The organism is Pseudomonas sp. FeN3W, assembly GCA_030263805.2.
GTDB lineage: Bacteria > Pseudomonadota > Gammaproteobacteria > Pseudomonadales > Pseudomonadaceae > Stutzerimonas > Stutzerimonas stutzeri_G.
This window is the reverse complement of record CP136010.1, coordinates 205,091-218,315: the sequence shown is the minus strand read 5'-3', so window position 1 is coordinate 218,315 and position 13,225 is coordinate 205,091. Positions and strand designations below refer to the sequence as shown.

10 protein-coding genes are annotated in these 13,225 nt (G+C 56.4%); 5 read left to right on the top strand and 5 right to left on the bottom strand.

The genetic code is table 11. The features are described 5' to 3' along the window. Positions 1-49 precede the first annotated feature (49 nt). A complete protein-coding gene (locus P5704_000965) occupies positions 50-835 on the top strand; it encodes a TSUP family transporter (protein ID WOF79108.1) in 786 nt (261 codons plus the stop codon). Here P5704_000965 and nudC read toward each other — a convergent pair. From nudC to dnaQ, 5 genes are all read right to left on the bottom strand, one after another. After that, complete coding sequence (gene nudC / locus P5704_000960) at positions 803-1,633, bottom strand: NAD(+) diphosphatase (GenBank protein ID WOF79107.1); 831 nt, start codon at positions 1,631-1,633, stop codon at positions 803-805. The two genes, P5704_000965 and nudC, sit on opposite strands and share 33 nt — an antisense overlap. After that, complete coding sequence (locus tag P5704_000955; protein ID WOF79106.1) at positions 1,633-3,315, bottom strand: ferrous iron transporter B; 1,683 nt, start codon at positions 3,313-3,315, stop codon at positions 1,633-1,635. Before P5704_000955 ends, nudC begins: the two co-directional genes overlap by 1 nt. A gap of 37 nt (positions 3,316-3,352) precedes the next feature. Beyond that, a complete protein-coding gene (locus P5704_000950) occupies positions 3,353-4,165 on the bottom strand; it encodes a crotonase/enoyl-CoA hydratase family protein (GenBank protein WOF79105.1) in 813 nt (270 codons plus the stop codon). Between the two features lie 180 nt (positions 4,166-4,345). Next, the gene (locus P5704_000945; protein WOF79104.1) at positions 4,346-6,598 is read right to left on the bottom strand and encodes an Orn/Lys/Arg decarboxylase N-terminal domain-containing protein; all 2,253 of its coding nucleotides are present in this window, start codon (positions 6,596-6,598) and stop codon (positions 4,346-4,348) included. 116 nt (positions 6,599-6,714) lie between these two features. After that, complete coding sequence (gene dnaQ, locus P5704_000940) at positions 6,715-7,464, bottom strand: DNA polymerase III subunit epsilon (protein WOF79103.1); 750 nt, start codon at positions 7,462-7,464, stop codon at positions 6,715-6,717. Positions 7,465-7,583: 119 nt separating this feature from the next. Between dnaQ and P5704_000935 the strand changes: the two genes are divergently transcribed. The 4 genes from P5704_000935 to P5704_000920 are packed head-to-tail and all read left to right on the top strand — an operon-like array spanning position 7,584 to position 12,955. After that, on the top strand, positions 7,584-8,792 hold the full coding sequence (locus P5704_000935; protein WOF79102.1) for a site-specific integrase: 1,209 nt from the start codon (positions 7,584-7,586) through the stop codon (positions 8,790-8,792). Beyond that, positions 8,789-10,462 (top strand): site-specific integrase, encoded by a 1,674-nt coding sequence (locus tag P5704_000930; GenBank protein WOF79101.1) that lies wholly within the window; start codon positions 8,789-8,791, stop codon positions 10,460-10,462. The genes P5704_000935 and P5704_000930 overlap by 4 nt, the downstream gene beginning before the upstream one ends. Continuing rightward, positions 10,459-12,522 carry an integrase gene (locus P5704_000925; GenBank protein ID WOF79100.1) on the top strand — a complete coding sequence of 688 codons (2,064 nt, stop codon included), beginning with the start codon at positions 10,459-10,461 and terminating at the stop codon, positions 12,520-12,522. Before P5704_000930 ends, P5704_000925 begins: the two co-directional genes overlap by 4 nt. After that, positions 12,515-12,955, top strand: a complete 441-nt coding sequence (locus P5704_000920; protein ID WOF79099.1) for a hypothetical protein — start codon at positions 12,515-12,517, stop codon at positions 12,953-12,955. The genes P5704_000925 and P5704_000920 overlap by 8 nt, the downstream gene beginning before the upstream one ends. The last annotated feature ends 270 nt before the right edge of the window (positions 12,956-13,225 follow it).

The window sequence follows — 13,225 nt, the reverse complement described above, 5'->3', positions numbered from 1 at the left end:
ATGGCCAGCCGCATTATCCTCCGCTGTCGTTCTGCCTATTGAGGCTCGCATGCCCTTCGCACTTGAGCTCGCGCTCGATCCTGCCACATTGGTGATTCTGTTCGCCGTTGCCTTCACTGCCGGATTCATCGACGCCATCGCCGGGGGCGGCGGGTTGTTGACCATCCCAGCCCTGCTGACTGCCGGCCTACCACCGCATCTCGTACTGGGCACCAACAAGCTGTGCGCCACATTCGGCTCGGGCACCGCCAGCTACACCTTCTATCGCCGTCGGCTATTCGAGCCGGGCCTGTGGCGAAGAGCACTAACCGGCACGGCGATCGGCGCCGCACTTGGCGCAGTAGTCGCGCAATTCATGCCGGCGAGCTGGCTTAACCAGCTGTTGCCACTGGTGGTTTCTGCGTGCGGGATCTACCTACTCTTCAGCCATATGCCGGCCAAGTCCGGCAGCGATACAGTGGTCATCGGCCGTAAGCGCCAATGGCCACATAGCCTCTCTCTGGGCTTCTACGACGGAGTAGCCGGTCCGGGAACCGGCGCCTTCTGGACGGTCAGCAGCATGCTGCTCTACCCGCTCGACCTGTTGCGAGCGAGCGGCGTGGCGCGGACGATGAATTTCGTCAGCAATGCCATGGCCCTCGCGGTATTCATCATCGGCGGCCACGTCGCTTGGGTGCTGGGCGTTGGGATGGGATTGGCCCTGATGGCTGGGGCCTACTTCGGCGCGCGTACAGCGATCCGCGGTGGCTCGCGGTTCATCCGTCCGGTATTCATTCTGGTGGTGCTGGCGATGAGTCTGCGGCTAGCCTGGCAACACTGGTTCGGGGTGGCCTAGCCGGCGGGCCAGATAAAGCTCGATCAGGTAGCGGGCGATGGATTGACGCGCGGGCAGCGCCGGCAGGTTATCGATGGCGAACCAACGGGCATCCTCGATTTCCTCGGGCTGCAGCACGATATCGCCACCGGCATATTCCGCGTGGAACCCGAGCATGAGGGAATGGGGAAACGGCCAGCCCTGGCTGGCGATGTATTGCGGTGCATGAATGGCCACGCCGACTTCTTCTCGAACCTCGCGTGCGACGCACTGTTCCACCGACTCACCCGGCTCCACATAACCGGCCAGCGTGCTGTAGACACTAGGCGCGAAACGCGGTGAGCGTGCCAGCAACAATTCGTCTCCACGGGTGACCAGGACGATCATGCTCGGCGAAAGACGCGGGTAGTGCTGAACGCCACAAGCGGGACAGTACATGGCGCGCTCACCGGCTCGCGCCTGCATCGGCGAGCCACAGCTGCCGCAGAAACGATGCTGGCTGACCCAGGTACCGATCTGCGTGGCATAGCCGAGGAGCCGGAACAGATCGCGATCATCCTCCTGCATGAACTGACGCAGGCCCTGCCAGCGCGCGCCTGGTACATCGGCCGGAAAGTCCAGTTCGAAAAGAAACACCGGCTCTCCATCGAAATGTCCCAGACCCTGTTCGCTGAGCAGCGGCAGATCCAGACGCTTGAGCCAGTCCCGCGGAAAGAGCGCGCCGTTGCCATCGAGCAGAAACTGCTGCCGGCAGTGCACCACCGCCCAACCCCCTGCCACCGAGGGATCGAGCAGCGCCGCCTGCCAGCGCAAGCTCATCAGGCGGCGACCGGCATACCCAGCGCGCGTACGCTCTCGCTGGCCAGATCAAGCACGCTCACGCGCGAATCGTCACGTCGCAATACTGCGCCACCTTCGAGGTAGTACTCCAGACTGGTCAGCGCATCGGCCAGGGTTTCGAGCAGTTGCTCAGGAGGCATCTGGTTCGATTCGAGCATGTGCTTCTGAATGAAATCAGCGCAAGCGCCGATCAGGTCCGCCGCGCGTTCCTGCTCAAGGAAACGCAGGCCGCCGCGCACGGCCTGCAGGCTGAACGGCACGTTGGCCAGGTGCAATTTCTCTCCGTTTGACTCGAGATAAGCGGTGATCGCCCGTTTGGCCAGCGCCAGACCTGCGCTCGCCTCATCGATTACCACGATGCACGCTTCGGTGAGCTGGTGATTGGCAAAGGCTTCCGCTTCCATTCCGGGTCGGGCGACCTGAGGCTTGGTATCGCGTCGATCGCCGCGCTCGAGGCTGGCGACCATGCTCTCGACATACAGCACGGCATCGGCGAGACGCTGGATGACATGCGGTTCCGGCGCATGCTCCAGACTCCAGCCAGACACGTCGCCCAGCTGCGCCTGCAGCGTGCTGGCCGCAGAGGAAAGGCCAACCATGCCGAGAGTCTTGGCCATCTTCCCGAGCAGGTTATGCAGGTTCGAGTAAGCTTCCGCCTGGGCGGTACCCCGCTCGATCAGATCCAGCAGATCCTTCAGGCTCGCCAGTTCCTCACGGATCGCCGAGGACAGCGAACGCATGACGGCCTGGCCCGGGCCGGCCAGGCGCTGGGATTCGTCTTCCAGCAGGTGGTCGGTGAACGGCAGCGAACCCAGCGAAAACACCTCGCGGACCTGGCTGGCAATAGGCCCATGGGTGTCGGCCAGCGCGACGACATACAGCAGCTCCTTGAGCAAGCTGCGTGGAGCCTCGTATGCAGGGTTGCCAATGACCTGCTTGAGTTCCCGGTCCAAGCGGGAAAACAGCTGCTTGCGCGATTTGCGCGGCAACAGCTGGCCGTCCAATTGCGATTCGACAGCTGCGCTGCCGATCCAGCACAGCCGGCTGGCCGGTGATTCGATGAACAGATGATCCAAACGCGTCAAGGCGCGGCCCATTAGTTTCAGGCTGGCTGGCAGATTCTCTTCACGAATGAAGCCGAGCAACCCGACCTGATACATCTGACGCAGCCGCCGGGCCTCGGCAACTGGCGCAGCTCCCGAACGAGCCGGCACGTCCAACGCAGGACGGGCAAGGTCGAGCCGGACGCTGAAAAAGAAACTTTCCGGCAACGGCGGCTGTGCACAGGCCTGGCGCAGCGCGTTGATGGCTGGAAGCAGCAGTTCGGGTATTTCCTGGCGACTGGCATCGACGCTTTCCAGATAACGTCGCAGCACGTAGAGCGCGTTGCTCAGCGCGGCGAGCTGTACGTCGCGGTCCTCGCCGGCGCCGACCGGGATGTCGGTAGCCAGCTGCAATATCTCCTGCGCAAGCAACTCGGCGCCAGTCAGCTCGATGAGGTTGAGCGTGCCGCGCACCTGCTTGAGGTTTTCCACGGCCTGCTGCAACAGGCCGCCATTGTTGCGATCGATGATGAAATGTTCGAGGCTCTGCTCGGCCTCTTCCATGGTGGCGAACAGCTCGTCACGGACCAGACCGAGTGAAGTAGCTCCAGTAACCATGCCTAGTGCGCCTCCCGCGCAAACGTGTGTTGACGCATCAGTCGGCAAAGTCCGGCTTCTGTTTGCTCATGTGAGCGGCGATGGCGACCTTGATATCGGCCGATTGCAGCATGGCCGCATTCCAGGTGGCGATGTACTCGAGCCCATCGTCGACCCGGTGATCGCGCATGTAACGGATCATTTCCTTGGTGCCGCGAATGGCGATCGGTGATTTGCTGGCGATTTCGCGGGCCAGCTCCAGGACGGCGTCCATCAGCATTTGCTGATCGGCATAGCTGCGATTGACCAGACCGATACTGCACGCTTCCTCGCCACTGATCGTGCGGCCGGTAAAGGCCAGTTCGCGCATCATGCCATCGCCGATGATGCGAGGTAGCCGCTGCAAGGTGCCGACATCGGCTGCCATGCCCATGTCGATTTCCTTGATCGAGAATTTCGCGTCCGCCGTGCTGTAACGCATGTCGCAAGCGGAGATCAGATCGATGGCGCCGCCCAGACAGTAACCCTGAATCGCGGCGATGACCGGCTTGCGGCAGCTGTCCACGGCATTGAACGATGCCTGCAGGGAAAGGATCTTGCGCCGCAGTTGCTCGGCATTGCGGCCGACGTCGTTGCCAAGCTGGCTGCCAACCGAAGCCAGCATCTGCAGGTCGATACCGGAAGAGAAGTGGTCACCGGCGCCACTGAGGACGACTACGCGCGCTTCGTCGGTTACATCGATCCAGTTGAAGATATCGATGATTTCCGACCAGAACGCAGCGTCCATCGCATTGATCTTTTCAGGGCGATTGATCACGACGCGGGCAATCTTGTCTGCCAACTCTACGCGGAAGGCTTTGTATTCGGTCACGCTATCATCCTCGACAGCAGGGGCGCATAGGGAGCGCCGTGGCGGGCAAATCCGTACGACGGTGGGCAACTATAACAACTGCCACCACGACGAGTGAATGTCGATGCAGACGATGTGATACAGACCACGCCGGCAGACGACCTGCTCATGCCGTTATAGACAGCGGGAAGCATCGACGCATCATCCTTCGCGGATACAGTCGACGGTATACACATATCCATCCGCGCCAGCCTCATGTTGCAGGCCATGAACGTCGGCATCGAACCCCGGGAAACGTTCGGCGAAATCACGGGCGAAACGAAGGTAATCGAGAATCGAACGAGTCTCTTCGGTAAAGCGCTCGCCCGGCATGATCAACGGGATACCCGGCGGATACGGCACCAGCATGACCGCAGCGATCCGGCCCTGCAGCGCCTCGATCGGCACCGCTTCGACCTCGCCGCGAACCAACTTGTCATAGGCCTGAGCCGGAGTCATCGCGGGCTCCGGCAACGTCATGTACATCCTGCGCATGGCCCGCGCCGTGGCGTTCTCGCAATAGCAGGCGTGCAATGCATCGCAGAGATCACGCAGCCCCATGCCCGCATGGGCCGCTGCGCCGGCCCGCGCAATCGATGGCAAGGCCTCGACCAACGGGATATTGGCGTCGTAGTGACGCTTGAACTCCAGCAACTCGGTTAGCAGAGTGCTCCACTTGCCCTTGGTGATGCCCATGGAGAAAAGCACCAGCATCGAATACAACCCGGTCTTTTCCACCACCAGACCGCGTTCCCAGAGAAACTTGCTGACCACCGCCGCCGGTATGCCGCTTACGCCCAGTGCGCCGGACGCGGTAAGGCCTGGCGTGACAAGCGTGACCTTGATCGGATCGAGCAGTACGTAATCGTCGGCGATATCGCCAAAGCCATGCCAGTCGGCCGTTGGCTCGAGGAGCCAGTCCGGGGTCACCAGCGCCTCGGCGCCGTCGACCAGTGGCGGCTGCCAGATGCTGAACCACCAGTCATCGGCATCGATGTGCTGGCGCAGATTGGCCAGCGCCCGGCGAAAGCTCAGCGCCTCGTCGAATGTCTCCTGAATCAGCGAGCGTCCCGCCGGGCCCTCCATCATCGCCGACGCCACGTCCAGCGACGCGAGAATGCCGTACTGCGGCGAAGTGGAGATGTGCATCATGAAGGCTTCGTTGAAGCGATCGCGGTCGAGCTGCCGGGTCTGGCTGTCGAGCACATGGATCATCGACGCCTGGCTGAACGCCGCCAGCAGCTTGTGTGTTGAATGAGTGGTGAACACCAGCGGACCCTGCTCCCGCGTATCCATGCCGTAGCGGCCGTCATAGAACTCGTGGAATGCCGCGTAGGCGTACCAGGCCTCGTCGAAGTGCAGCACTTCGACGTTGTCAGCCAGGGTGCGCTTGATCAGGTTGGCGTTGTAGCAGAGGCCGTCGTAAGTCGAGTTCGTCACCACCGCCAGCTTGACCTTCGGCGGCCGACCTCGCGCCAACGGGTTGGCAGAGATCTTCGCCTGAATGGACTCTCGGGTGAATTCTTCCAGCGGAATCGGACCGATGATGCCCAGCTCGTTGCGTGCCGGGCTCATGTACAGCGGTATCGCGCCGGTCATGATGATCGCGTGTAGGATGGATTTGTGGCAGTTGCGATCCACCAGCACCAGATCGTCTCGCGCGACCATCGAATGCCAGACGATCTTGTTCGCCGTGGAGGTGCCGTTGATCACGAAGAACGTGTGGTCAGCGCCGAAGTTGCGTGCAGCGCGGGCTTCCGCTGCCGCCAGCGGCCCGGTGTGATCGAGCAGCGAGCCGAGTTCCGGCACCGAGACCGAGAGATCAGAGCGCAGCGTGTTCTCGCCGAAGAACTGGTGGAAAGCCTGCCCCACGGGGCTTTTGCGATAGGCCACACCGCCGCCGTGGCCGGGCGTGTGCCAGGAGTAGTTGGACTCGCCGGTATGTCGGACCAGCGCACTGAAGAACGGCGGCAGCAGATCCTCGAGATAACCGCGCGCGGCCCGAGCGACCTGGCGCGCCAGAAACGGCACGGTGTCCTCGTACAGGTAAAGCAGGCCACGCAACTCGTTTAGGTCGGCCATTGCCTCAGCGGGCGCATTCTCGATGGTGATCTGCTCGCCCAGCGCGAAGATCGGCAGACGCGGCGCGCGGCGACGAGCGACTCGGATCAGCTCCACCACGTCGTGCAGTAGGCGCTGATTGTCACCAGCACCTTCCGCCGCGACCAGGATGCAGGCCAGCCCGTGATGAGTCGAGGCGACGATTCGTCCCTCGTTCGAGCTGGCTGTGGGCAGGATATTGAAGCCGTCGCGCTCCAGCTCGGAAGCGATGCCACGCACTCGCTCACCGGCAACGGTGTCGGCTTTTATGTCACGGTGAACGATGAGGATGGGGAATTTCAGGTCTTTGTACATGCGCACTCTCTGCGAACGATCCACCTACAGGGTAGAAGCGTCCGCAGCAAAGCAACAGTGCATTGAAACGAGCGGTTGTGGGGCAGCGACGCAAGTCGGCGGCAATGCCGAGCCATTCAGCCGTCGAGCTGAGTCCAGAGCGGAGCCGCGCCGGCGGCCTTCTCGATCGCGGCCATCCGCGCCATGTGCGCAGCAACTTCTTCTTCGGTAGCGCGCAGCACCGCAGTGCGCGGCCGATCAGCCGGTAGCCGGCGGATCGGCGTGGGCTGGGGCCGACCGCCGTCGGAACTTTCACCATCACCGGCGAGGGACAGATTGGTCTGCCCGCCGGTCATGGTCAGCCAGACGTCGGCGAGAATCTCGGCATCGAGCAGAGCGCCGTGCAGGTCGCGACCCGAGTTGTCCACGCCGTAGCGTTTGCACAAGGCATCGAGGCTGTTGCGCTGGCCCGGGTGACGCTCCCGAGCCATCAGCAGGGTATCGAGCACCGAGCAATGGTCGGTGATCTCGGCACGCTCCTGCTGACCGAGCAGGGCGAACTCGTTATTGATGAAGCCAAGGTCGAACGCGGCGTTGTGGATGACCAGCTGCGCGTCCTTGATGAATTCGAAGAACTCGTCGGCGACGTCGCGGAACCGAGGCTTGTCGACAAGAAACTCGTTGGTGATGCCGTGAACGGCGATCGCGCCCTCATCCACTTCACGATCGGGTTGCAGATAGACATGGTAGTGCCGCCCGGTCAGGCGGCGGCCGATGACTTCGACACAGCCAATCTCGATGATCCGGTGGCCATCGGTCACCGGCATGCCGGTCGTTTCGGTATCCAGCACTACCACCCTGTCAGTATTCGATTTGTAAATCGTCATAGCGCACTTGCCCCAAAGTAGTCACAAACACTGGCATCCAGCTCAAAATTGCTCGCGATGCCCAACGCAAAGATGTAAACCAAAAATCGTCTTCCACTCAACTGCGCAAAAATGTAAACATGCCCTACACAATCAAAACCTTCATGACAAGGTCCGGCGAGCGGTTTTCCCAGCTTTACGACACAGAGACGCCAGGCCTCCCTTTATTCTACCCGACAGCCTTTGTCGCTCGCTTCCTCCGCTCAGCCACTCACGAGACGCAGAAAGTCTATCTGGCCGTGATCAAGCGCATCTGCGAATGGGAATTTACCAAACAGGTGGACCTCGCCAACTGTTTCCATAGAAGTAAGTTTCTCACCTGTGCCCAGATTGATGACCTTGCTAACCATCTAAGAGCCAGCAAGCTCGGAGGAAAAGGCGAAGTCATCGGAAGCCCGAAGTACAACACCTATGTCGCCTATGCAACAGAGTATCTTCGCTGGCTTGCCCAAGAGGTTATTACGGACTGGAACACAGTAAACGTAAGAGCATCAATCGAAGCTCAAAGCGATATGCTCTTAAAAAAGAAAATCCGAAAAAGCGGTTCAAAATCCTCGCAAAACCGTCGTGTAGTTACCAAAAGCCTGACCACTGCCTCCAGCGGCAAATTATTGAGCCTGTTCGAGCAACCATTCGAAGGCATAACGCGCACTCAAGATCTAGGATCCAGGATACGGAATATCGTAATGCTCCGTATTCTCTACGAAACTGGCATGCGCGTCGGCGAGCTACTAGGCCTCAAGCTAAAAAACTTTAGCAATGCAACTGGCGAGGATAGTGCCACCTTAGAGATCACCCGCAATCACCATGATGAATTCGATTCAAGACTGAACCAGCCAGTTGCTAAAACACTCGGCCGTACGCTTCCAATATCGGAAAGCCTCGAGGCACAACTTGATGAATACTGCAACAACTGGCGAGCTGAAGTCGAAGGTGTCGGTTTCTCTGACGAAGACTTCATTTTTGTAATCCATCGAGCCGGGCGAACCCTAGGCCAAGCACTCCCTAAAAGTTCTTTCGACTCCGGACTTTCTAACCTCAAAAAATCCTTTCCGGCACTAACACCGATTCACCCGCACCTTTTACGCCACGATTGGAACTATCGATTCTCAATGAAAGTAGATGCGATCGGCATGTCATTTGAAGAAGAACGACAATTAAGAGAGTATTTAATGGGCTGGGCCCCCGGCTCAGCCATGTCAAACCGCTACAACTATCGACATGTGCAAGAAAAATCGCTCGAAGTCGGCTTATCCATTGCATCTGACTCAGCGAGGGGCCTACAGTGAATAGCACGCCAACACATGCAAACATCTCAACAGAGCTTGACATCGATCTACAACGCACGGATCGCCCTGAGCCTCATGGAGATTTGTTTTATTGGGATAATGACACTTTAGTTAGAACAGGTCAAAAACGGATCGACATGACCCATGGCCTGTCGCGATTACTCTCATCAATCAAGACCTCCTTCAAACTTCACCTAATCTCCTTCAGCAAACAGGGAACTTATTCAGCCACCTCCTGCACGACTTTCTTCATGAACTTCAGGGCAGCATTGAACTCCAACCCTCCTGAAGAATTCAACGCAGGCTGGATAGCGCATTCCATTGCCAGACCGGGATTCCATGGCGCGAAAAGAGTCGCCATCGAATTTTTCCTGCACTGGAAGGAGCGTTACGATTCAGCCATTAAGATAGACGCATTGCACTTGCTGCAAGAAACAGCTGCTCGCCCTAACGGCCCACGTAACGTGCTCTCAGACGACCCTGAGAAGAGCTGGCTAACCGAGGATGAATACGAGTCCTTGTTGATGTCCACTTGGAACAACTACGACACAGGAGTCTCTGACACCCAAGTAACACTAATTAAAATCTTGTCTATGCAATACGCGCGAAGGCCAAATCAAATCGCGCTACTAAAAGCTGGCGATATAAGGGGCTTTGATGAATCAAAAGAAATCGGACTAACGGGCCGAATCATCGATTTCCCAGGAATCAAAGACCAAGCAGCCGAGACTGGCTTTCGAGACAGCAAATTCGAACCACACCCACTGGCAGATCACGTATGGGGGCTTTGCCAAATTCAGCGCCAAGAAGTCAGAGAACTTTATGAGCATACTCTCGGCCTCTCTCTCACGGACGACCAACTAAATCTACTACCTTTCTTCTGCAGTGAAGAACGCATTAAAGAAGCCCGCAGCCTGATTGAAACCCACCTCAAACTAGAGCTTCTTGACAGCCTAGACTCTCCTCATTTCCATCTTGAACGGCATTCAATTACTGAGATATTAAGATGGAAGAGAAACACCCCGTCCTGCGCATATGGCGCAGCTAAGGGTCAGTACTCTAAATGCCCGAAGGCACCAATCAGCCCCCGCACCAGTCGGGTAATGATTATTAATGCGACCCGAATGCGTCATACACGAGCACGTCAACTTGCGCGAAAGGGCGTACCAAAAAATTTGCTTTCGCACTGGCTGGGCCACACAACAGAAAGAGCACTCGAAGCCTATTATAACGACCCAGCGGAACAGGCCCGTGTCATAGACGAGGCCATGGGTCCGGCCTTGGCACCGCTAGCAATGGCTTTTGCTGGAGCTTTGATCGATTCAGATGAGCAGGCCACAAGAGCCACCGATCCGACTAGCAAACTCGAGTTCTCACGCCCTGGAGAGCTACTTAGCGTCGGACGCTGTGGCAAGCACAGCTTCTGCGCTACGACCTCGGTTCCTATACCCTGCTACCGCTGCAAGCATTTCGAACCTCTCGTACATGCGCCACACCATGAAGTACTAGATGCTCTGCTACAGAGGCAGTCTGAGGAGAATCAAGCGTTAAGAATTGGCGGGCAGCGAAATCTACTTATTCCCATTGATCTCTCTGCCGACATTCTTGCAGTAAAAAATTGCATTACCCGCTGCAACAACCGAATTGTCGAACTGGGGCTAACTCAATGACCCAGATTATCCAATTTATTCCAAAGCACGAAATATCAGCCAATCAGAACCTAGACGACTTCATCAATTTTGCTCATAACGAATTAACGCTTTGGTCCGACCTGCGCGGCTTTACTTGGACAGCTGATAGGTGGCAAACAACGCACACGGGCATCCGTTTTATAAACTTTGAAAATAAAGACCTACCACCCAAGTCCCGAAGCCAGCCAATCCATTTGATGCATCCATCCTTTATCGAATTCGCCAAGGCATTTCTCCGATACAAACACACCCTGCACCCAACCAAGGGAATAAGCAGAGACATCGCTGCATTACGACTGATCGAATTTTCGTTGCGCCAAAACATGGCAACACCCGACATCACTAAATTTGACCAGCGGCATTGGGAAATAATCGTCTGCACTTTGGAGTCAAGCACTATACGGCAATCGCTCTGCAACATAGTGCTTTCCATTCTAAAATCGTTATCAGATCTCTTCATAATACAGGTCGACCCGCGTTTTTGGAGGCACCCTTACCTAGGTGCGCGCAGTTACGATTACTTAAATGGTTCTCAAGCACCTGCTGAAGTAAAGGCTCAGAAAGCTCCTGATCAGGATGCGCTACTTGCGATTGCAGAGGTATTCTCACGTGGCGCCTATGAAGTGCAGATTGATAATGACGTTATGGTCACTTGCATTACCGCTTTACTACTAAGTGCACCCATGCGTATAGGTGAGACCCTGCGCTTTCGCATTGATTGCTTGCGAGACGATCACGACAAAAACGGGGAGATTCAATACTATTTAGTCTACTGGGTCCCAAAGACCAAAGAGTTTGCACGCAAACCAATTCCGAAAACACTAATAAATATCACTACAGACGCAATAAATCGGCTAGTAAAAATCACTGACGAAGGCCGCTCCTTGGCCCGTTACATGGAAACCAACCCATCGAGATTCTACCGCCACGCCAATTGCCCTAATGTTCAAGACAACGAGCCACTCTCGGTAAAGCAAGTAATGCAGGCTCTAGGTTTTACCGATCGAACCTGCTGCCAATCCCTTATCCATAGACTAACCGGTAGTTGGTCATTGTCCGGATTTACTCTAGACTCGCTTTGGAAACTTATACTAATAGAGCACAAAGCCACCAACCCATATTTCCCCTACCAGGAGCCACACCAGGGATCTACCAATCCTCCATTGAAAATGTCTGAGTCACTGCTATGCCTTCGTCGCAACCAATTGCGCTTGCGGAGCACTGCAAGTCCCGTTCTGTTAGCGCCATTTGATCCTAGTTTTTATGGGAAGCGCCTGGACACTGGAAACGCCGCGGCCGAGTCCATTAACTTTTTCGCCTATCACGGATACAAGGCATTTAAGTTAAAGTCACACAGCATTCGCCACCTAATTAATAGACTCGCTCGCAGCAGCGGCATTTCATTGGATCTGATCACGGAGTGGAGCAGTCGCGCCACCAGTCGGCAGACGCGCACATATTTGAATGATGACCCGCTCACGTTCGTCGCCAAAGGAGCAGACATACTAGGTACGGTCCAGAAAAATGAGCCACTTCAACCGGTTACTGAAGAACATGCAGAAAAATATGGCCATGGTCCATTCCATCGCAGCCGCTACGGTATTTGTCGTCGTAGCTGGCGAGCTGGCCCTTGCAACAAATTCGCAGACTGTCTTAATTGCTCTGAGCTATTGATGTGTAAAGGAGATAGGCTGGCCACTGATACGATTCAACATGATCTAGATAGCCTTAGACAGACGTACGATGCCGCACAGCAGGCGATATCAGATGGAGAAAGGTCGGCGTCGCGCTGGACGCTTGTTACGGCCGCACAAATTAAGCAAATCACTAATTTGCTTTCAATTTTGAATGATATATCGATCCCGGATGGGAGTCCCATCGAAATAGAGGGCAGGGACTTCAGCCATGAACAGACAATTGTTTCCGAAAAAGCCGAAGCAGCCGCGATCAGGCTGCCTGACAAACAAATGCTTGGAATAACTTATGGCGATGACCTTCTAGCTTGCCTAGAACTTCTCCGGAGCACCGACAATGCCTAAGATCATCTCTGACAAGAATGAAAGGCAGATCGCGCAACTTGTTAGAAACTGGCCGACTGATCATTCACTGAACTGGAACAGCATCTGCCTTGGTGCTCAAGAAATTTTAGGCTGGGGAGCCCCACCAACTCGTCAAGCACTCAATAAAAAACTGCTGATTAAAAGCGCCTACAAAGCAAAGAAAGGTCAACTCAAGTCCGTCGAAACAAAACTCGATGGGATGTCGAAACCAAGAAGCACACTAGATGCGATGAAAAAAATTTCCCGACTTCAAGCTGAGAATGACGCTCTGAAGGCACAACTTTCCACAATGGCTGAACTCGCCAACCGACTTATCTATAACGCATCTATAGCAGGACTTTCACGAGAGAGACTCATGACCCCGCTCCCTACAGTCCATGAGCCAAAGAAAAAGCTCAAGCCCAGAAAATAGCCTGCATGCCTCACCAGTCCGACCAGCCAAGCTAGTTCTTGACTGCTCGCAATTGGCCGATAGCTGCGTGTCACTAGCGTCCGCCACCGGCCAAAAGCAGCCTGTCGTAACAAGCCTGAACCAGCAGCTTTCTTACAGACTGCTCGCCGGCTGGACTCTAAAGCCAGCTGCCACTGAATACGGGGAGACGGCGGGAGCCCTGTTTCTTCGGCCAAACCGTCTCGCTAGTATGTGGACACCTGCCACTGGTGCCTTGGGTGCCGAAATGTT